18 protein-coding genes are annotated in these 19,975 nt (G+C 71.7%); 12 read left to right on the plus strand and 6 right to left on the minus strand.

What is annotated here, in order from left to right; translation table 11 throughout:
* Positions 1-3 precede the first annotated feature (3 nt).
* Entirely contained in the window at positions 4-1,458 is a 1,455-nt protein-coding gene (locus IE272_RS35030; protein ID WP_050361889.1) for a lipase maturation factor family protein, read from the plus strand.
* 4 nt (positions 1,459-1,462) lie between these two features.
* Here the strand turns inward: IE272_RS35030 and IE272_RS35035 are convergent, their stop codons facing one another.
* Positions 1,463-1,639, minus strand: coding sequence for a hypothetical protein (locus tag IE272_RS35035; RefSeq protein WP_169808558.1), 177 nt, complete (start codon positions 1,637-1,639; stop codon positions 1,463-1,465).
* Positions 1,640-1,997: 358 nt separating this feature from the next.
* Positions 1,998-3,482 (minus strand): SDR family NAD(P)-dependent oxidoreductase, encoded by a 1,485-nt coding sequence (locus tag IE272_RS35040; RefSeq protein ID WP_050361890.1) that lies wholly within the window; start codon positions 3,480-3,482, stop codon positions 1,998-2,000.
* Between the two features lie 267 nt (positions 3,483-3,749).
* On the opposite strand from IE272_RS35040, the gene IE272_RS35045 reads away from it, so the two are divergent.
* From IE272_RS35045 to IE272_RS35065, 5 genes are all read left to right on the plus strand, one after another.
* The gene (locus IE272_RS35045; RefSeq protein WP_073959428.1) at positions 3,750-4,649 is read left to right on the plus strand and encodes an RNA polymerase sigma factor SigF; all 900 of its coding nucleotides are present in this window, start codon (positions 3,750-3,752) and stop codon (positions 4,647-4,649) included.
* Positions 4,650-4,765: 116 nt separating this feature from the next.
* Positions 4,766-6,001 (plus strand): PP2C family protein-serine/threonine phosphatase, encoded by a 1,236-nt coding sequence (locus IE272_RS35050; protein WP_190009693.1) that lies wholly within the window; start codon positions 4,766-4,768, stop codon positions 5,999-6,001.
* A gap of 1 nt (position 6,002) precedes the next feature.
* Complete coding sequence (locus IE272_RS35055) at positions 6,003-7,622, plus strand: sensor histidine kinase (protein WP_190009669.1); 1,620 nt, start codon at positions 6,003-6,005, stop codon at positions 7,620-7,622.
* Complete coding sequence (locus tag IE272_RS35060) at positions 7,619-8,062, plus strand: response regulator (protein WP_030089012.1); 444 nt, start codon at positions 7,619-7,621, stop codon at positions 8,060-8,062. Before IE272_RS35055 ends, IE272_RS35060 begins: the two co-directional genes overlap by 4 nt.
* A gap of 96 nt (positions 8,063-8,158) precedes the next feature.
* Positions 8,159-8,614 carry an ATP-binding protein gene (locus tag IE272_RS35065; RefSeq protein WP_069752378.1) on the plus strand — a complete coding sequence of 152 codons (456 nt, stop codon included), beginning with the start codon at positions 8,159-8,161 and terminating at the stop codon, positions 8,612-8,614.
* Positions 8,615-8,630: 16 nt separating this feature from the next.
* Here the strand turns inward: IE272_RS35065 and IE272_RS35070 are convergent, their stop codons facing one another.
* Complete coding sequence (locus IE272_RS35070) at positions 8,631-9,041, minus strand: RidA family protein (RefSeq protein WP_190009671.1); 411 nt, start codon at positions 9,039-9,041, stop codon at positions 8,631-8,633.
* Between the two features lie 143 nt (positions 9,042-9,184).
* Between IE272_RS35070 and IE272_RS35075 the strand changes: the two genes are divergently transcribed.
* Positions 9,185-9,568: a winged helix-turn-helix transcriptional regulator gene (locus IE272_RS35075; RefSeq protein ID WP_007451137.1), complete on the plus strand. Its 384-nt coding sequence runs from the start codon at positions 9,185-9,187 to the stop codon at positions 9,566-9,568.
* On the opposite strand, the gene IE272_RS35080 is transcribed toward IE272_RS35075, so the two are convergent.
* Complete coding sequence (locus IE272_RS35080; protein WP_050361896.1) at positions 9,565-10,746, minus strand: PP2C family protein-serine/threonine phosphatase; 1,182 nt, start codon at positions 10,744-10,746, stop codon at positions 9,565-9,567. The genes IE272_RS35075 and IE272_RS35080 overlap by 4 nt on opposite strands.
* Positions 10,747-10,832: 86 nt before the next feature.
* Between IE272_RS35080 and IE272_RS35085 the strand changes: the two genes are divergently transcribed.
* Both IE272_RS35085 and IE272_RS35090 read left to right on the plus strand, forming a co-directional pair.
* On the plus strand, positions 10,833-11,348 hold the full coding sequence (locus IE272_RS35085) for a MarR family winged helix-turn-helix transcriptional regulator (RefSeq protein ID WP_050361897.1): 516 nt from the start codon (positions 10,833-10,835) through the stop codon (positions 11,346-11,348).
* Between the two features lie 221 nt (positions 11,349-11,569).
* On the plus strand, positions 11,570-11,932 hold the full coding sequence (locus IE272_RS35090) for an STAS domain-containing protein (protein ID WP_079045454.1): 363 nt from the start codon (positions 11,570-11,572) through the stop codon (positions 11,930-11,932).
* Positions 11,933-11,960: 28 nt separating this feature from the next.
* On the opposite strand, the gene IE272_RS35095 is transcribed toward IE272_RS35090, so the two are convergent.
* The gene (locus tag IE272_RS35095; protein WP_056705224.1) at positions 11,961-12,665 is read right to left on the minus strand and encodes a (2Fe-2S)-binding protein; all 705 of its coding nucleotides are present in this window, start codon (positions 12,663-12,665) and stop codon (positions 11,961-11,963) included.
* 245 nt (positions 12,666-12,910) lie between these two features.
* Here IE272_RS35095 and IE272_RS35100 point away from each other — a divergent pair, with 245 nt between their 5' ends.
* Complete coding sequence (locus IE272_RS35100) at positions 12,911-14,074, plus strand: DMT family transporter (RefSeq protein WP_190009673.1); 1,164 nt, start codon at positions 12,911-12,913, stop codon at positions 14,072-14,074.
* Here IE272_RS35100 and IE272_RS35105 read toward each other — a convergent pair.
* Positions 14,044-15,441: a transglycosylase family protein gene (locus tag IE272_RS35105; RefSeq protein WP_190009675.1), complete on the minus strand. Its 1,398-nt coding sequence runs from the start codon at positions 15,439-15,441 to the stop codon at positions 14,044-14,046. The two genes, IE272_RS35100 and IE272_RS35105, sit on opposite strands and share 31 nt — an antisense overlap.
* Positions 15,442-15,702: 261 nt before the next feature.
* Here IE272_RS35105 and IE272_RS35110 point away from each other — a divergent pair, with 261 nt between their 5' ends.
* Complete coding sequence (locus IE272_RS35110) at positions 15,703-16,812, plus strand: LacI family DNA-binding transcriptional regulator (protein WP_190009677.1); 1,110 nt, start codon at positions 15,703-15,705, stop codon at positions 16,810-16,812.
* 293 nt (positions 16,813-17,105) lie between these two features.
* Positions 17,106-19,880 carry a hypothetical protein gene (locus IE272_RS35115; RefSeq protein WP_190009679.1) on the plus strand — a complete coding sequence of 925 codons (2,775 nt, stop codon included), beginning with the start codon at positions 17,106-17,108 and terminating at the stop codon, positions 19,878-19,880.
* Positions 19,881-19,975 lie beyond the last annotated feature (95 nt).

The following is a 19,975-nucleotide window of genomic DNA, read 5'->3' on the forward strand; positions in this document are numbered from 1 at the left end:
GGGATGGAATGGTTCACCGCGGACGGCTACTGGCTGAGCCGGCTGATCTTCCAGCGGGCTCTGGCCGTGGTCTATCTGGTCGCCTTCCTCTCCGCCGCGCTCCAGTTCCGGGCGCTGATCGGCGAGCGCGGCATGCTGCCCGTTCCCGAGCTCCTGCGGCGTACGCCCTGGCGCGCCGCTCCGGGGCTCTTCCGGCTGCACTACTCGGACCGGTTCTTCGCCGTCGTCGCCTGGAGCGGTTGCGCCGTCTCGGTGGCCCTGATCGCCGGTCTCGACGGGCTGCTGCCGCTGTGGGGCGGCATGCTGCTCTGGGCGCTGCCGTGGGTGCTGTATCTGTCGATCGTCCAGGTGGGGCAGGTCTGGTACGGATTCGGCTGGGAGTCGCTGCTGCTGGAGACGGGGTTCCTGGCGGTCTTCCTCGGCACCGGGGACACGGCCGCGCCGGTGCTGGTGCTGTGGCTGCTGCGGTGGCTGCTGTTCCGGGTGGAGTTCGGCGCGGGGCTGATCAAGATGCGCGGGGACGCGTGCTGGCGGGAGCTGACCTGCCTGTACTTCCACCACGAGACCCAGCCGATGCCGGGGCCGCTGAGCTGGTTCTTCCACCATCTGCCCAGGCCCGTGCACCGGATCGAGGCCGCCGCCAACCACGTCACCCAGTTGCTGGTCCCCTTTCTGCTGTTCACCCCGCAGCCGGTGGCGAGCGCGGCGGCCGGTCTGATGGTCCTCACCCAGCTCTGGCTGGTCCTGTCGGGGAACTTCGCCTGGCTGAACTGGCTCACCATCACGCTGGCGCTCTCCGCGATCGACTGGACTCCCCTGGCCGGGCCGCCGCCGGCCCAGGCCGCGCCGCCGCTGTGGTACGAGGCGGTCGTCATCGCGGTCACCGCCCTGGTGCTGGTGCTCAGCTACCGCCCGGTGCGCAATCTGCTCTCGCGACGGCAGGCGATGAACCGGTCCTACGATCCGCTGCACCTGGTCAACACCTACGGCGCGTTCGGATCCATCAGCCGGATGCGGCTGGAGGTCGTGGTGGAGGGCTGCGCCGATCCGGTGGCGCGCGAGGGGGCCGAGTGGCGGGAGTACGGCTTCCGCGGCAAGCCGGGCGATCCACGCCGGATGCCGCGCCTGTTCGCCCCGTATCATCTGCGGCTCGACTGGATGATGTGGTTCGCGGCGCTCTCCCCCGCGTACGCCCGCTCCTGGTTCGGGCCCTTCGCCGAGCGGCTGCTCGACGGCGACCGGGACACACTCCGGCTGCTCGGCCACAACCCGTTCCCCGACGCACCGCCCCGGCAGGTGCGCGCCCGGGTGTTCCGCTACCGGTTCACCGGGCTCCGGGAGCTGCGGGCCACCGGGTGCTGGTGGCACCGCACCTACGTCCGGGAATTCCTGCGGCCCCTCGCCCGGCCGCTGCCGCCGGAGCGGGAGGGCGGGGAGAGGGGCCGCGGGACGCGCTGAGCGGTCAGTCGATGCCGGGCAGGATGTGCGGCTCGGCGAGGTCGTCCTCGTATCCGGCGAGCCGGATCGGGGCGGACCTGGCCCAGACCTCGATGTTCCGCAGCTTCTCGGGGCGGCCGGGCCGGCCCGTGGTCCGTTCGGCGGGGCGCCTGTCGCGCTCGGTCAGTTCCGGTGTCGTCACCGCGCACTCCTTCGTGTCGCGTCGCCCGGGGCGGCGCCGTCGCTCCGGCAGCGATGCCGGGGCACGACCGCCCCGCGCGGGGCAGGGGCTGGGATATGTCGGTCGCGGTGGCGCCGGTTCGGGGCGGAACAGTGGCCGGGTTTCCGGCCATGTCCCAGGACGGTCGGGGAACCTTCGTGGGCTCCTCGATGGCGTCCGTTCGCCTCAGCGTAACCAAATGAGCGCTGCCGCGCTCGATAGAACGTGTGCAGTAGGTCACTTTCGGCCACCGGATACAGCGAAAACCCGGCCCAGGAAACATCCTGGGCCGGGTTTTCGGCCGCCGCACGGGGCCGTCGGGCCGTTTGAGCCGTTCGGATTACCAGTTGGCGGGGGCGTAGTCCTTGAGGAAGCAGCCGTAGAGGGCCTCGCCGCCCTCACCGCGCACGATCGGGTCGTAGACCCGGGCCGCGCCGTCGACCAGGTCGAGGGGCGCGTGGAAGCCCTCCTCGGCGAGGCGCATCTTGTCCGGGTGCGGGCGCTCGTCCGTGATCCAGCCGGTGTCCACGGCCGTCATCAGGATGCCGTCCTTCTCGAACATCTCCTGGGCGCTGGTGCGCGTCAGCATGTTGAGCGCGGCCTTGGCCATGTTGGTGTGCGGGTGGCCGGCGCCCTTGTAGCCGCGGCTGAAGACACCCTCCATCGCCGAGACGTTGACGACGTACGCGTGCTTCGCGGCGGTCGCCGCCATCGCCGGGCGCAGCCGGCTGATCAGGATGAACGGCGCGGTGGAGTTGCAGAGCTGGACTTCGAGGAGCTCGATCGGCTCGACCTCCTCCACCGTCTGGATCCAGCTGTTGGTGTCGTGCAGGTCCGGGACGAGGCCGCCCGCGTCGATCGCGGTGCCTGCGGCGATCCGGGCCGGCGAGGCGGAGCCGGTGACCAGGGCGAGATCGGTGACGTCCTGGGCGCTCAGGCCCTCCTTGCGGGCGGCGGGCAGGGCGGCGACCCGGTCGACCGTGCCGCTGCCGAAGGTGCCGATGACCTCGGCGACGGGCAGCTCGCCCGCGGGCAGCGGGGCCGACTCGGCGTTGACCAGCTCGCTGTAGGCCCCCGGGGAGCGGCGCACGGTCTGGGCCGCGTTGTTGATCAGGATGTCCAGCGGGCCCTCGGCCGCGACCGAGTCGGCCAGCGCGACGACCTGGGCCGGGTCGCGGAGGTCGATGCCGACGATCTTCAGGCGGTGGATCCACTCGTCGCTGTCATCCATCGCCTTGAAGCGGCGGATCGCGTCGTTGGGGAAGCGGGTGGTGATGGTGGTGTGCGCACCGTCGCGCAGCAGCCGCAGCGCGATGTACATGCCGATCTTCGCCCGGCCGCCGGTGAGCAGCGCCCGGCGTCCGGTCAGATCGGTACGGGCGTCGCGGCGCGAGCGGTTCTCCTTCGCGCACGACTGGCAGAGCTGGTGGTAGAACGCGTCGACCTCGACGTACCGCGTCTTGCAGATGTAGCAGGACCGGGGCCGCTGGAGGATGCCCGCGATCTCGGCCTGGGCGGAGGAGGAGGGCAGCACGCCCTGCGTCTCGTCGTCGATGCGCTCGGCCGAGCCGGTCGCCGTGGCCTCGGTGACGGCCCGGTCGTGGGCGGTCTTCGCCGCGCGGCGTTCCTGGCGGCGGCGCTGCTTCACGGTGCGGTAGATCCCGGCGGTGGCCCGGCGGACGGCGATGGCGTCCGGGTGGTCCACCTCGATCCGGTCGAGCTCGTCGAGCACGCTCAGGCAGACGGCCAGCCGCTCCGGGTCGATTCCGGGACCGAACTCCTCGATTCCGGGAGCGAGCTCCGGGCTGTCCTCTGTCACCGTCATTGCCGTTCCTCTGTCATCTTCTCGCCGCGGATCATGGATCACCGCAGGCCGAAACACCCCGCCCAAGTTTGCCATGCGCGGGCCACTGCTCTGTTCGAGCGACGTACGGGCGGCGTACGACCCGCGTACGAGCGGCCTGCGGCGAAGCAGGCCCGGGAGGGGCGCCGGAAAGAAGCAGCTGGAAAAGAAACGGAACAGGGACGCATGACTTGGCGAGGACCGGGCAGGCGACCGTCCGACACATTGGACAGCAGGGAGGGCGACATCATGACGGCGATGTCAGTGCGAGCTACCGGAACGACGCCGCTGAGCGACAGCGACGACCGGACTGGTGCGCGGACAGCGGACGTCACCGGAGAACTGCCCTGGGTCGAGGACGCCGGGAAGATCGCCCCGCAGGACGCACGGGCCCTGTCGAAGATCTTCTTCGACCGGCTCCAGGTCCTGGAGGAGGGCACCCATGAGCACCAGTACGCCCGCAACACCCTGATCGAGATGAACCTCTCCCTGGTGCGCTTCGCCGCCTCCCGGTTCCGCAACCGCGGCGGCGACGACACGGAGGACATCATCCAGGTCGGCACGATCGGCCTGATCAAGGCGATCGACCGGTTCGACCTGTCCCGCGAGGTCGAGTTCGCCACCTTCGCCGTGCCCTACATCGTCGGGGAGATCAAGCGCTTCTTCCGCGACACCACCTGGTCGGTGCACGTGCCGCGGCGGCTCCAGGAGCTGCGGGTGGACCTCGCCAAGGCGAAGGAGCAGCTCTCCGCGGAGCTCGACCGCGACCCCACCGTCAAGGAGCTTGCCGGCCACCTCGACCTCCCCGAGGAGGAGATCATCGAGGGGCTCGTGGCCGCCAACGGCTATTCGGCCGGTTCGCTCGACACTCCCTCGGCGGACAGCGACTCCGGCCAGGAGCAGCGGGCGTACGCCGATGTCCTCGGCGAGACGGATCCGGCCATGGAGACCGTCGAGAACCTGCACACCCTGGCCCCGCTGCTGGACCAGCTCGACGACCGGGAGCGCCGGATCGTGCAGATGCGGTTCGGGGCGGAGATGACGCAGTCGCAGATCGGCGCGGAGCTGGGTGTGTCCCAGATGCACGTGTCGCGGCTGCTCAGCAGGATCGTCCAGCAGCTGCGCAAGGGGATGAGCGTCGAGGCATGACACTGCGGGAACCCTCGCTCGCTTATGCTTCCTGACGATCAGGCCGGACGAACCGCGCCGTCGCACGAGGGGGTGGAGGGTTGACCGAGTCGCCCGTGGGCACAGCTCCGATTCCTGTGGGCATCTCCGGAATTCCCTCCCAGCAGGTCGGGGCCTCGCTCCACCCCGAGGCCCCGCTGTGGAGTCTGAACGCGTCGATCCTGCTCGTGGAGGACGACGCGGGTGACGCGCTGCTCGTCGAGGAGATGCTCACCGACAGCGAGCTGGATTCCGCCCTCACCTGGTGCAAGACCCTGGCCGAGGCGCGCGCCTTCCTGAGCGCGGCCACCACCCCGGTGTGCGTGCTCCTGGACCTGCATCTTCCCGACGTCCACGGCCTGGACGCCGTGCGCCAGATACTGGAGTCCGACAGCGACGCCGCAATCGTCGTCCTCACCGGTCTGGAGGAGTCCGGCACCGGGCTCCGCGCGGTCGCCGGAGGCGCCCAGGACTACCTGGTCAAGGGCCGCCTGGACCCGGAGGTGCTCGCGCGCGCGATCCGCTACGCCCTGCAGCGCAAGGAAGTGGAACGGGCCGCCGCCGCGCTGCGCGACAACCGGCTGATCGCCCAGGAGAACGCCCGGCTGGAGCGCGGGCTGCTGCCCGTCCCCCTGCTGCGGGACGACCGCTTCCGGGCGCGCGCCCGCTACGAGCCGGGGCGGGTCCACGGGCTGCTGAGCGGTGACTTCTACGACGTCGTGCAGACCTCGGACGGCACGGTCCACGCGGTGATCGGCGATGTGTCCGGGCACGGTGCCGCCGAGGCCGCACTCGGCGTGTGCCTGCGGGTGGCCTGGCGTACCGCCGTGCTGTGCGGTACGTCCCACCCCGAGCAGATAGCCCTGCTGGAGGAGATCCTGGTCGCCGAGCGGTCGGACTCCCACGTGTTCGCCACCGTCACCTCGCTGGCGTTCCCGCCCGGGCAACGGCACGCGCAGGTCCTGCGGGCCGGTCACCCCGGCCTGCTGCTGCGTGAGGGCACGGACGTGACCTGGGTCGAGCCCGAGGGCGGCATGGCGCTCGGGCTGCTGCCCGGGGCCGGCCGGTGGCCGACGATCGACATCCCGCTGACACCCGGTGCCGGTCTCGTACTCTTCACGGACGGGCTCTTCGAGGGGCGCGACGGACCCGACAGCCGTCTCGGCGAGGAAGGGCTGCTCGCGATGGCACGGGCCAACGGCCATCTGCCGGCCCGCGCGTTCGTCGACGCCCTGGTGGCGGGGGCAGCGGAGGGGGCCGCCCCCTACGGCGGCCTCGCGGACGATGTGGCCGTTCTGCATCTGGGCTGGGGATCGGAATCCGATGAGCGGTGACATGACGGAGAAGCCGGCGCCGGGCGGTCTCGCCGCGCGGCTGTCGGTGCAGAACTGGGTCCATCTCATACTCGGCGGATTCATCGTGGTGGTCTGCGCCTGTCTGCTGATCGGCGGGCTCGTGATGGCCCGGATCTCCGACCGTACGACCGAGCTGGTGGACCGCATCCAGCCCGCCAGATCCGCGTCCTTCCAGCTCCAGAACGCCCTGCTCGACCAGGAGACCGGGATCAGGGGATTCGCGCTGACCGGCGACGACTCCTTCCTCGAACCGTACGAGGCGGGAAAGGCCGCCGAGCAGGAGCGCCTCGCGCAGGTACGGCGGCTGGTGGGCCCCGACAGCCGGTACGCCGACGACCTCGACACCATCGCCGCCGCCGCCGAGAAGTGGCGGCGGAGCAAGGCCGAGCCGCTGATCACGACGGTCCGGGAGAAGGGGCCGAGCGAGGCCGCCACCTCTGCGCAGTTGCAGCGCAGCAAGGCGGACTTCGACCAGCTTCGGCAGGCGTACGGCGCCCAGCAGGGGCATCTCGCCGAGGCCCGCGACCAGGCGCGCACCGACCTCGGCACGGCGCGCACCACCCGCGACCGGGTGCTCATCGCGCTGGTCACCGTCTTCGTGCTGACCGTGGCGGCGCTGAGCCTGCTGCTCCACCGGGTGGTGGGCGTTCCGCTGAACCGGCTGCGCGCCGCCTCGGACCGCGTCAGGTCGGGGGCCTTCGGAACGCGGATCGAGATCAAGGGACCCTCCGACGTGCAGGCCGTGGCCCGGACGGTGGAGGACATGCGGCGGCGGCTGGCCGACGAACTGGCCGAGGCGCAGAACCGCGAGGCCCTGCTCGCGGAACAGACACAGGAGCTGCGCCGTTCCAATGCGGAGCTGGAACAGTTCGCGTACGTCGCCTCGCACGACCTCCAGGAGCCGCTGCGCAAGGTCGCGTCCTTCTGCCAGCTCCTGGAGAAGCGGTACGGCAAGGAAATCGACGAGCGGGGCAAGCAGTACATCGCCTTCGCGGTGGACGGCGCCAAGCGGATGCAGGTCCTCATCAACGACCTGCTGACGTTCTCGCGGGTGGGCCGGGTGCAGGAGAGCTGGAAACCGGTCGATCTGGACCGGGCCCTGGACCGCGCCCTGGGCAATCTGACCCTCGCGATCGAGGAGTCGGGGACGGTGATCGAGCGGCCGGAGTCCCTGCCCGAACTGCTCGGGGACGCGACCGCGCTCACCATGGTCTGGCAGAACCTCGTCGGCAACGCGGTGAAGTTCCGCCGGGAGGGGGTCCCGTGCCGGATCTCGGTCGACTGCGTGCGCGAGGACGAGGACTGGCACCTGACCGTGTCGGACAACGGGATCGGGATCGAGCCCGAGTTCGCGGACAAGGTGTTCGTCATTTTCCAGCGGTTGCACGCCCGTGACGAGTACGAGGGCACCGGCATCGGCCTCGCGCTCTGCCGGAAGATCATCGAGTTCCACGGTGGCCGGATCTGGCTGGAGCCCGAACCGGGCGAAGGCACCCGCATCCACTTCACCCTGCCCGTGGCGCCCGAGGCGCCCACGCACACCACGGCGGAGCTGCTCGCTCCCGCCCAGCTCACCAGCCAGCCGGGAGATCCTTCGTGAACACCCCTGTCCAGCCCATCGAGGTCCTGCTCGTCGAGGACGATCCCGGCGACGAGCTGATGACCCGTGAGGCCTTCGAGGACAACAAGATCCGCAACACCCTGCACGTCGTGCGCGACGGGCAGGAGGCGCTGGACTTCCTCTACCGGCGCGGCGAGTACACCGAGGCCCCCCGCCCGGACCTGGTGCTGCTGGACCTGAATCTGCCCAAGTACGACGGCAGGCAGGTGCTGGAGCAGATCAAGGGCGACCCCGAACTCTCCCTCATCCCCGTGGTCGTGCTCACCACCTCCTCGGCCGAGGAGGACATCCTGCGCAGCTACAAACTCCACGCGAACGCGTACGTGACGAAGCCGGTGGACCTCGATCAGTTCATCGCGGCGGTCCGCCAGATCGACGAGTTCTTCGTGACCGTGGTGCGGCTGCCCGGACGTGCGTAGGATCGGTCCGGATCTCCTGGAGTGGGATCGTTCGCCAGGGGTAGACGAATGGCGGAAAAGGTCTCCGACCTCACTGCGGCGCCCTGGCTGGAGCACATGAACGAACAGGTCACCTCCCCACCGGAAGAACCGGGTCAGGGGCTGGCTTCCGCCGAGGTACTGCTGAGCGCCGAGGTCTTCGACGGCGAGCCGGGCTGCATCGCGCTGGCCCGTGCGCTCGCCGACCGCTTCCTGACGAGACTCGCGGTGGAGTGCCTCGCCCCGATCGGCGAACACACACGCAGCGACCTGATGCTGGCCGTGAGCGAGCTGGTCACCAACGCCGACCGCTACAGCCACGGCCCCTATCTCCTGGAGCTGGAGGGCAACGCGCAGCTCATCAGCGTCACGGTGTACGACAGCAGCACCGCGATGCCCGTGCTGTACGCCCCCGACCCGTCCCGCCTCGGCGGTCACGGCATGGAGATCGTGGTGGCCCTGTGCGACCGTCTCACGGCCGAGCGGGTACCGGTGGGCAAGCGGATCCGGGCGGAGTTCCAGCTCAGCACCTGAGCCCGGCCGGCGTCCCTCAGGCGTCGAGCACGGCGACGGCCTCGATCTCCACCAGGTGTTCGGGGATGTCCAGGGCCGCGACTCCCACCAGCGTGCCGGGCGGTACGGGAGCGCCACCCAGTCGCGTGGCGGCCCGGGAGACGCCCTCCAGGAACAGCGGCATCTTCCCGGGCGCCCAGTCCACGACGTACACGGTCAGTTTCGCCAGGTCCGCGAAGGTGCCGCCGACCGCCGCAAGGGCCGTGCCGATGTTCACGTAACACTGCTCGACCTGCGCGGCGAGGTCGCCCTCGCCGACCGTGCGGCCCTCCGCGTCCCAGGCGACCTGCCCGGCGACGAAGACCAGCTTCGATCCGGTCGCGACCGATACCTGCTGGTAGGCGCCGATCTCCGGCAGCCCGCTCGGGTTCATCAGGGTGATGGCCATCCTGCCCGCCTCCTCGTCCTGGGGGCCGCGCCCCCTCTTCTCCACCGGACCGGCCGATTTCCGGTCACTTGTGGTTACTCGGAAACCGTAGGAGAGTGACCGCTGACATGGAAGAACGCACTTTTCGGTGACGGGGGAACCTGATGGTGACCAAGCAGTTCAGCGGGTCGCCCGAAGACGCGGATCTGCGGCGCGCGGACTCGTTGGCTCGGGAGATCTTCTCCGACGTCGCCAACAAGTGGGCGCTCCTGATCATCGAGGCTCTGGGCGAGGGCACTCTCCGCTTCACCGAGCTGCGGGGCGAGGTCGAGGGCATCAGCCACAAGATGCTCACCCAGAACCTGCGGATGCTGGAGCGCTACGGGCTGGTCGAGCGGTGCGTGCACCCCACCGTGCCCCCGCGGGTCGAGTACACCCTGACCGAGCCGGGGCAGGGCCTGCGCCGGACGGTCCATGTGATGTGCGACTGGACCCATGAGCACATCGGCCACATCGAAGCCTCCCGACGCGCCTTCGACACGGCTTAGGACACGCTCCGGCCCTCCGGCCGGCCGAACCAGTCGAGGCACAGCACCAGCGCGTCGTCGAGCGTCTCCGTGCCCCGGTACTCCGCCAGTTCGCCGAGCATCGCGCGCGGGACGGTGGCGGCCGGCAGAAGCCGTGTCGACTGGATGGCGCGGGCCAGCGCGCGCTCCCCGTACGCCTCGCCGAGCGGGGACACCGCCTCGTAGACGCCGTCGCTGAGCAGCAGCAGCCGGTCGCCGGGCTCCACGTGGAGTTCCTGGACCGTGTACTGCGACTCCTCGAACATGCCGAGCGGCAGCTGCGCCTCCAGCTCGATCCGGCGCACCTCCCGGCCGCGCTGTATCCACAGCTGCGGCGATCCCGCGTCGACGACGCCGACCCGTCCGGTCGCCAGCTCGAAGCGGAGCAGCAGGGTGGAGACGTGGGACGCGCCGCGGTGCTGGTCGTAGAGGGCCTGGTCGGCGAGGGCGGCCTGGTCCGCGATGCCGATGCCGGCCCGGCGGGCGTTGCGGAGGGCGTTGACGGCGAGGTTGGTGAGGAGGGAGGCCTGTATGCCCTCGCCCATGCCGTTGGTCACCGCGAGGGTCAGCTCGTCGGCGTCGGCGGCCCAGTCGAAGTTGTCCCCGTGGATGGCGTACGCGGGCTCCAGCTGGGCCCCGATCGCGAACTCGGCGGCGGTGCAGGCGCGGGCGGGCAGCAGTTGCCACTGCATCTCGGCGGCGAGGGTGAGGCGGGTGGTGCGCCGGGCGCGCTGGTACAGGTCGGTGTCCCGTTCGGCGACGAGGATCTCGTGGCCCAGCAGGTCGGCCATGTGCGTCAGCTCGCCGACCAGCTCCGGGGTGGACAGGGCCTGGGGCAGCCGGACGGTGAGGATGCCGAGCCGTTCGCCCCGTACGGTCACGGGCAGGTGGTGGTCGACGGCGTCATCGTGCCGGACCTGCTGTTCACGGGGCTCCTGGCTGCCGAACGCCCGGCCCTCGGGGCTGTTGTGGAGGGAAAGCGGCTCGTTCTCGTCGTCGGGCCGGTCCAGGGATTTGAGGACCCGCAGGCCGTAGTCGGCGAGGTGCAGCTCCACCGCGAGGGCCCCGTAGACACTGCTGAGCTTGGTGCGCAGGGTGGCCAGCAGGGCGTGCGGCGCGGCGGCCCGTACCGCGGCCTCGATGTCCGTTCGTCTGTTCACGGTCTCTCGCGCAATCTTCGTCCTGCGACGTGGTAGGGGCCGGGGCCGGGCTGACAAGCAGGCCTGACGGGTGACACAGTGGCTGAATGCCCCACCGAGGATTTCGCCCGAGCAGTCGCGAACAGGCGTCCGCCGACGCCGTCGCCGCCTCGGAGCTGCTGGAGGTGCTGTGGGGCCGGGGCCAGGAATCGGCCGCTTCGGGAACCGTATCGCCCTCCCAGCTTCGGGCCCTGCTCGTGATCGAGAAGCAGGAAGGCACCAATCTGCGGGCGCTGGGCGAAGCCCTGGGCTCGCGTGCTCCCTCCGTCAGCAGGCTCTGCGACCGGATGGAGGCGATGGGACTCGTCCTGCGGGCGCCCAGTCCGACCAGTCGGCGCGAAGTGGAACTGCGGCTGAGTCTGCGCGGCCGCACCCTTCTCGAAGAGTACCGGGCCCTGCGCGCCGGCGAACTGAACGCCGTACTGGAGCGCATGGATCCCGCCGCCCTCGCCGCCCTCGCCGAGGGGCTCGCGGCCTTCCACGCCGCCGCTTCGGAACGTCTTTCCCCGCAAAGGGACACGGCCGCCCCGCCACTCCGCGATGATGTCGCCGACAGCGCCTAGCCTCATCCAGCTCCTGCTTCCGCGTTCATCGGCTCTCCACCGTCGACAGCCTGCCGAGCAACCGTCGAGGATCAGATTGTTACCCGATGGAGAATGTTGTCAAATGACAACTGTTACTTCTATCGTTACCCCGTACCCCGCCGCGACCAGGGACGGAACCATGCCGACCCGTCCGGCGACACGGCTCTTCGCCCCCTTCCGACCCGCCCGAGGTGCCTTCCGTGCTTTCATCGCCCAACGAAGACAGAGCCGTCAGAATCACCACCCGGCACGATCGGGGCGCTTTGGTCCTCACCGTGTCGGGTGACCTCGATATCGACAGCGTCGCACCGTTGGGACTCGCCCTGACCGCGGCGGCCGACGACGACTCCGGCCCGGTCGTCGTGGACCTCTCCGGCGTCGGCTTCGCGGACTCGACGACGGTGAACGTGCTCCTTCAGGGACACACCGCGCTGGGCGACCGGCTGCGACTGGCCGCACCGTCCCCGTTCATGCGCCGCCTGATCGAGATGATCGGCCTCGACAGCGCCCTGCCCGTCCTGCCGTCCGTGGACGCCGCCATCGACGCCGTACTGCCTTCCTGACGCTCCCGGACCGGGTACGGCGGTACGGCTACCGCCCCTTCGCCCCCGCTCCGGGCGCCCGGTCGAACACGCAGTCCCCGCACAGCCCGCCGCCCGGACAGCGCCAGTACAGGCAGCAGCTGCGCCGCCGGAACGCCGGACCGTGCGGGGCCCCGGTACGGCGTAGCGCCTCGTCGTCGAAGAGCTCGGCCGCCAGCGCGCGGGCCCGTGCGGCCACGTCCGGCCGGTCGTGGGCGCGCGCGAAGGCGACGAGTTCGCGTACGGCTCCGGCGAGCGCGGATCCCGCGTTGCCCCGCAGCAGTTGCGGGGAGATGTTGCCGTCGCGCCGGAACGCCTCGGACAGCGGGTCCAGATGCCCGTACTGGACCTCCTCACGGATGCGGGTCGCCGTGCCGGGCAGCTCGGCCGTCCCCGCGAGCCACAGGTCGTCCGGCGAGGTGGCCGACGGGTCCCAGTGGAGGGCGTCGGGCGTCAGGGCGGGGATCCGCCCGAAGAGCGCCGCCGGGCCCAGCGCGAGGGACCAGAGCCGGGCGGCGAGACCGAGGTGGGCGATGGAGGCGGCGACCCTCCGTTCGGGGGCCGCGAGGCGTGCCGCGACCTTGTCGACACGCGCGGCGAGAGGACCGCCGTCCCCCGCGTACAACTGTTCCAGTGGACGGTGTCCACCGCCGGGCACCGGAGTGGTCCGCAGCGCGAAGAATCCCCCGACCGACGCCAGTAGCACCAGGTCCATGCCCTGCTCCCCCTCGGTTCCCCGCCCGCCTCCGGGCCCGCTCCCATGACCGGCCGTACGGACACCGACGGTGCCGTCCTCGCGGCTCACCGTATCCGCCGGGCGGCAACTTCTGACGGCTGGGGGCGAGAGGACTACCGTCGGGAGGAGGACGTCGGTCCGTCGGGCGTACTACTGGGGCAGTAGGCCGAAGTGCAGTCTCAAGGACGACGACGTGGGGCCCCGGACGGGACATCGTGGTGTACATGAGTTCCCTTGCGTTGTCCGTGCTGCTGTCACTGGTCTCCGCGGTCGCCTACGCGGCCGGAGCGATCATCCAGGAGCGCGTGGCCGCGACCGGTGACAACTCTTGGCATGCCCTGTTGCGCAACGGCGTGTGGTGGGTCGCCGTCCTCCTCAACGGGACCGGCGCGGTCCTGCACGTGGTGGCGCTCGCCTACGGCCCGCTCAGCCTGGTCCAGCCGCTCGGCGCGCTGACGATCGTCTTCGCCCTGCCGATGGCGGCCCTGTTCGTCGGGCGGAGGGCGGGGGCGACGGCCTGGCGCGGCGCCCTGATGGCGACGGCCGGACTCGGCGGACTGCTGGCGCTCACGGGGAACGCCGAGCCGCACACCCTCAACGGTCCCGAGCAGGTGCTGTTGGCCTCGGTGACGTTCGGGGCCGTCGGCGCGCTCGTCGTGCTCGCCCGTACGCTGCGCCGGCCGGTCCTGCGCAGCATCGTCCTGGCCACGGGCGCGGGTGCGGCGTTCGGCATGGCCTCGGTGTTCACCAAGACCGTGGCCGTGGAGTGGACGTCCGGTTCGCTGCGCTCGGGTGCACTGCCGCTGCTGGCGATCGCCGGGCTGGCGGCGGCGGGCCTGTTCCTGTCCCAGGCCGCCTACCGGGGCGCGGGACTCACGGCTCCGCTCGCTACGGTGACGGTGGTCAACCCGGTGGTGGCCGCCGCGATCGGCATCACGCTGTTCGGCGAGCACTTCCGCCACGGCGTCCCGGGCACTGTCCTGGCCCTCTCCTGCGGGGCGCTGGCCGCCGGCGGCCTGATCATGCTGACGCGGGAGCGGCTCAGCACGGAGCACGCCCAGGAGCCGCGTACGGACGCCGGGGCGGGGAAGCCCGGCACACGGCGTGCGGACCCGGCCGCCGGGTCCGGTCCGATGGACGCGGTCCCCGGATCGGAGGGGCGCGAGGACGGACGCCCCTCACCGTCATCGGTCGTGCCGGAACCCGCGTCGGGGCGGCTGCCCGCGGCGCACACGTCGTCGCCCCTGCCGCCGGGACAGGCGGTGCCGCAGGTGGAGTTCGGCGCGCCGGGCCCGCTCGCGGAGCAGCGCCGGCGCGGCGGAGCCACTCTGCGGCGCTCACGCTCCGAGCGGACGGTTCAGACCCTGACGCCGCCTGCCCGGAGGTAGGCGAGCGGGTCGACGTCCGAGCCGTAGCCGGGGCCGGTACGGATCTCGAAGTGCAGGTGCGGGCCTGTGCTGTTGCCCGTGGAGCCGGAGCGGGCGATGCGCTGCCCACCGGAGACCGACTGCCCCGCGCGCACGTGGAGCGCGGAGAGATGGGCGTACTGGCTGTACTTGCCGTCGCTGTGCCGGATGACGACCTCGTAGCCGTACGCACCGGCCCAGCCGGCCGAGACGACGCGTCCCGAAGCCACCGCCTTCACCGATGTCCCGGTGGGCACGGGGAAGTCGACCCCGGTGTGATAGCCGCTGGACCAGCCGCCGGCCTGCCGGTAGGGAGTGCCGGTGCCCGCCGATACCGGGGCGCTGAAACCGGAGTGCTTCACGGCCCGCTCCGGAGCGGGCCTCTCCCTCTGCGGAGCGGCCTTCTTCGGCGCCTCCTTCTTCGGGGCTTCCCTCTTGGGCGCTTCCTTCTTGGGCGCCTGCTGCTTCGGGGCCGTCTTCTCGGGGGCGCGCTGTTGCGGGGCTTCCTTCTTCGGTGCGGCCTGCGCGGGCGCTTCCTTCTTGGGCTCTGCCGTGCGCTGATCCGCCTTCTTCGCCTCGGGCGTCGCCGCCGGGGGCTTCGGAGCGGTCTTCCGCGCGGGCTGTCCGGAGCTCTTCCCCTCCCCCGCCTTCGGCGCCCGGCTCCGGTCGAGGCTCAGCCGCTGCCCGGGGAAGATCAGGTCCGGGTCGCCCCCGACGACGGTGCGGTTGGCCGCGTAGAGGCCCTGCCAGCCGCCGGGTACCCGCTGGGCGGACGCGATCCCGGAGAGGGAGTCGCCGCTCGCGACGGTGTACGAGTCGCGCTTGCCCGGCACATGGGTGGGCGTCGCCTCGGCGGGAAGGGTCCGCGGCTGCCGGGGCGGTGCGCTCTGCGGCGCCGCGGCCCGGACGGGCCGGGTTCCCGCGCTCTGCGTGTCGGTCTCCGCCTCCGGGGCGGTCCCGGGCGCGTCCCCGCCCCGGGTGAGCCCCGCCCGCACGGAACAGGTGGGCCAGGCGCCGGGGCCCTGGCCGTCCAGCACCTTCTCGGCGACGGCGATCTGCTGGTCCCGGGTGGCGAGGTCGGCGCGCGGCGCGTACTGCGTGCCGCCGAAGGCCGCCCAGGTGGAGCCGCTGAACTGCAGGCCGCCGTAATAGCCGTTGCCCGTGTTGACGGCCCAATTGCCGCTGGACTCGCAGGCGGCGACCTTCTCCCAGACCTCGACCGGTGCGGCTCCCGCCGACGCCGCGGTGATGAGCGGAAGCGCGAGACCCGCGCCGCCCGCCGTCACCGTGAGCGAGGCACGGTTGATCCGGCTCGGCTGGTATCTGCGGTGCCGTCCGTTCGCGGCCATACGTGGCTCCCCCACTGACTTCGGGTCATCTCGCAAGGGGCAACGTAGGTCCGCACGGTGACTGATCACAAGCAAAACGTGATACTCGGCCGGTCCGTGGCCGGATTCCGATCCCCACCGATCGTGTAAGCAGCCGCTGCCTCGCGCAGCATCCGCGCGACGCCGCGTCGCGCGGTCACGGGCCACTGGATCGACGCGACGGGCGGTTCACTGGCCCAGAGCCCATGGAGAGCGCTCTCCGTCAGTGCTATAAAGGCGCTCATGACGGATGATCAGCGGTCGGCCGGAGCACCCACCCTGGAGGACGTGGCGCGGGCGGCCGGCGTCTCGCGCGCCACCGTCTCCCGGGTCGTCAACGGGGTGCGCAATGTGGACCCGGCGATCCAGGAGGCCGTGCGGCAGGCGGTCTCCGTGACGGGCTACACCCCCAACCGGGCGGCCAGGTCCCTGGTGACCCGGCGGGCCGACGCCATCGCCCTGGTGGTGTCGGGCGCGGGTGTCGGGCCGGAGGCGGCCCGGGGGGATTCCGGCACCGGAGCGTCGGGCGAGGAGGGCGGGGGCAGCGGGGGCTCGGGCTCGTTCACCGCGCAGGTGTTCGCCGACCCGTTCTTCGGCCGGGTGGTGACCGGGGTGGTCGACTACCTGCGTCCGCGCGGGATGCACCCGGTGCTGATGTTCGCGGAGACCTCACGGGCGCGCGAGGAGGTGGTGGCGTACCTGCGACAGGGCAGCGCGGACGGGGCCCTGGTCGTCTCGACGCATGCCGAGGACCCGCTGCCCGGCCTGATCGCGGACGCGGGCCTGGCGGCCGTCCTGTTCGCACGCCCCGCCCGGCCGGTCCCGGTCAGCTATGTCGACCTCGCGCACCAGGACGGGGCCCGGCTGGCGGCCGAACACCTCCTGGGCCGGGGCTGCCGCCGGATCACGACGATCAGCGGCCCACTGGACGTACCGGCGGGCGAGGCCCGCCTGACGGGCTTCCGGGACACCATGGCGCGCCACGGACACCCGTACATCCCCATCGCCGAGGGGCAGTTCACCCAGGAGAGCGGTGAGTCGGCGATGGAGCGGCTGCTGGCGGAACACCCGGACCTGGACGGGGTCTTCGCCGCCAACGACCTGATGGCCCTGGGCGCCTGCCACGTCCTGCGGGAGCACGGCCGCTCGATCCCGGGGGACGTGGCGGTGGTGGGCTTCGACGACAGCAGCGCGGCCCTGGCCTGCCGCCCGCCGCTGACCACGGTCCGCCAGCCGGTGGAGGGGATGGCCGCCGAGATGACGCGCCTGCTGCTGGACCGGCTGGCCCGCCCGGACGGCCCGGTGACCTCCGTGATCTTCGAACCGGAGCTGGTGGTACGGGGATCGGCCTAGGACGTGCACACCCTCCGCGCTCACCCGCGCGCGCGGCGGGGTGCTAACGTGCCGACCGGCCTGGTCAACCGGTCGCCGTGGTAGAGGAGTTGCGCGGGTCACGCCGCGGGACGGGTGAGCTCATGGGCGCGGAGAACGACGCGGAACATCCGGAACCACCGGAGCGATCCGCGCACCCGGAACCACCGGAACCACCAGAACAACCCGCGCACCCGGAACCACCTGAGCGCCCGGAACAGCCTGAGCCACCGGAGCACCCGGAGCTGGGCGCCTATCACCGTACCTACCGGACGATGCGCAGGAAGCCCTCCGCGTACGCGTCGCTCCTGCTGTTCCTCACCCCCTTCGCGGCCCTCACCTACCTCCTGGCCCTCCTCATCGGTGCGGTCGTCGGCCGGGGCTGGGACCTCGCACCCGTGGTGCTCGGCGGGCTCGCGTTGCTGGGGCCCTTCGCCGTACGGGTGCTCTGGTACCGACGCCATACGAGGGTGGAGTTCCGCCATTACGAGGAGGGGCTCGTCGCGGTCACCGCCGGCGGCCGGGAAGTGCTCTACCCCTGGCAGTCGACGGCGGTCTTCACGGACGGCTGGGACCGCTTCAAACTGTCCACCCCCGAGGGCACGGTCGTCACGCTGGGGCGGACGGACCGCAGACCCGCGCTCGGCGGGGAGAGGATCAAGGGCCTGCGCACCCGCACGGTGATCCGGGGCGCCCAGGTCCTCCAGGACGAGGAGTGGTACCCGGCGATCCTGCACGGCGTCCGGAACGCGCAGCTGGCCCCGGCCACCGCCACGGCTCTCGACGGCGGTGAAGCCGCTTTCGGGGATCTCGTGCTGAGCCGGGACGGACTGACCGTACGGCGCAGACACGGCCGGGACGACTTCACGACCTGGGAGGACGTCCGTTCGCTCGAACTCTCCCCCGAGGGACTCCTCATGGTCTCCTCCCGCGGCAACGACTTCCCGACGCACTTCATGAGGTACCGGTACCGGATACCCAACCTGGAGATGTTCCTCGACCTCGCCCATCGGCTGCACCGACACGCGCTGCGGCCCACGCCCGTTCCGGCCCCGCCGGCGACGGACGCACCACCCGCTCCGGAACCACCCGCTCCGGAGACACCGACGACACCGGACGCACCGACACCGGACGCACCCGGTCCGGACACACCGCCCCCGGACGCGCGGGCTCCGGACGCGCGGGCTGCGGACGCGCGGGTTCCGGCCCGCCCCGCTCCGGCTGCCCGTGATGACGAGCTGCTGGACCTCCTGACCCAGTACCTCACCTACGGGATCGGCCTGTGGGCGGCCTGGCGGCTCGGCACCCGGGAGGAGATCGACGGGCTGGGGGCCGCGCTCCTCGCCGTCGTCAGGGCGGTCCTCGGGGGAATCGGTGGATTGCTGGCCGGTCTGCTCGTCGTGACAGCCATCACGGTCGTGTCGAAGGTCGGGGGCGAGATCCTCGTCGAATCCGCGATCCGTTGGTTCCGGCACCGCCGGTACATCGCCGCTGCCGGTCTGGCGCTGTGCATCGTCGTCGGGCCCGCGGCCCTGCTCTTCCTCCTCTTCCGCGCCTTTCCGTCCCGGCTGGTCCCTCTGGTGGCGCTGCTGTTCTTCGGCGGCTCGGCCCTGCTGCTCGCGGTGGCGCGATGCGCACGTTCGGATCGCGCGGTGGTCCGGCACCTTCCCGACCTCCCTGGGGTTCTCCTGGTCGCGCTCGCCTGTCAGCAGGTGGTCTCCGGCGACGTCCTGACCGTCGCGCCTGCCGCCGGGCTCTTCTTCCCGCTCGCACTCTGGCTCTCCTGGCGCGGCTGGCGGTGGATGAAGGACTCACCGCGACGGACCGTGCAGGCGGCGGCCGACGTCGTCCTGTCCGTGGAACTCGGGCTGGTGCTGACACTGCTCATGGTCTGGCTGGCCAACGTCCTGTCGTTCACCCCGCCCCAGGTGACCGTGGTGCTGGAGGTGGTCGAGAAGGTACAGGGGCTGACCGAGGTGCACTGGCTGTACTGGATGGCGGCCTACGCGGTGCTGGCCATCGGCAGTTACCTCCTCCTGGCCCGGCCCGCTCTCGTCGCGCGGGTCAGACGGCTGCGTCCGGCGCGGTTCGGCGAGTCCCGGCTGCCGTTGGGCCTCACCGCCAACTTCGTCCAGCGCTCCTTCTCCGGGATCAATATCGGCATCATGGTCGCGCTGATCTTCCTCGTCGTCGTGGCTCCCGTGTCCGAAGGCGTGTGGAAGCGGCCCGTGGACGAGCGGTACGCACTGGAGGTGCAGCGCCGGGAGTACGCCGAGGGCGCGGCGGCCGCGTACCAGGAGATCCACCGGCAGGTCGTGCTGCACCCCCGGGCCGCCACGCGGATCGGCGACGTGATCATCGCCGCGCACCGGATCGCTCCTTCGCCGGACGGCGAGCCCGTGAACCGGACGGCACTCGACATCGCCCGGCAGGCCGGCCGCTTCCAGGCCGGGACGCTGGACGTCGGCACTCCGGCTTCCGAGCCCGCCCCGGCCCCGGCCCCGGCCCCGGAAGGGGACGACCTCGACGCGCGCCTCGGGAGGCTCGACGAGACCCAGCAGCAGCGCGCGGAGCGGGAGGAGCGGACCGACCGGTTCGCCGAGCTCGCCTCGCTCGCGGTCACCCGCACCCTGGACACCCTCGACCTGGGCGACAACCAGGCCGTACAGCTGGTCAAGGAGTATCTCGGCGGGCTGGTGGAGGACGGCCCGGTGAAGACGGTCTTCCACCGCTGGGGCGAGGGCATCGGGCAACCTCCGCCCGAGGGCGGCCGGCTCGTGCGCATCGACGTCCGCCGCCTGACGGCGGTGGCCTACGAGCGCACCGCGGCGGCGGTCGAACGGTCCGACGCGGGCCTGCTCACCTTCTACGGGCGGTTCGGCATCGGCATTCCCGCAGAGGACTCCTCGCTGGCCCCCGCGGTCGATCTGGCGAACCAGCACCGGTACCTCCGGCAGGGCACCGGCCCCTGCACGGGCTGCGCCGCCCCCATGACGGGCGGGAGCGGCACGGGCGGCACCGGCACGACCGGAGGCGGCGGCCGGCGCTGAGCGGAAGCGGCCGCCCCCGCGCCGGGGGTCCGGCCCGGTCCCCCGGCCCCGGCCCGACCGGCTGGCGCCTTCACAGGCATCCGCATTCCGCCCCC

This window comes from Streptomyces anulatus (genome assembly GCF_014650675.1).
In the GTDB taxonomy this organism is placed as follows: domain Bacteria; phylum Actinomycetota; class Actinomycetes; order Streptomycetales; family Streptomycetaceae; genus Streptomyces; species Streptomyces anulatus.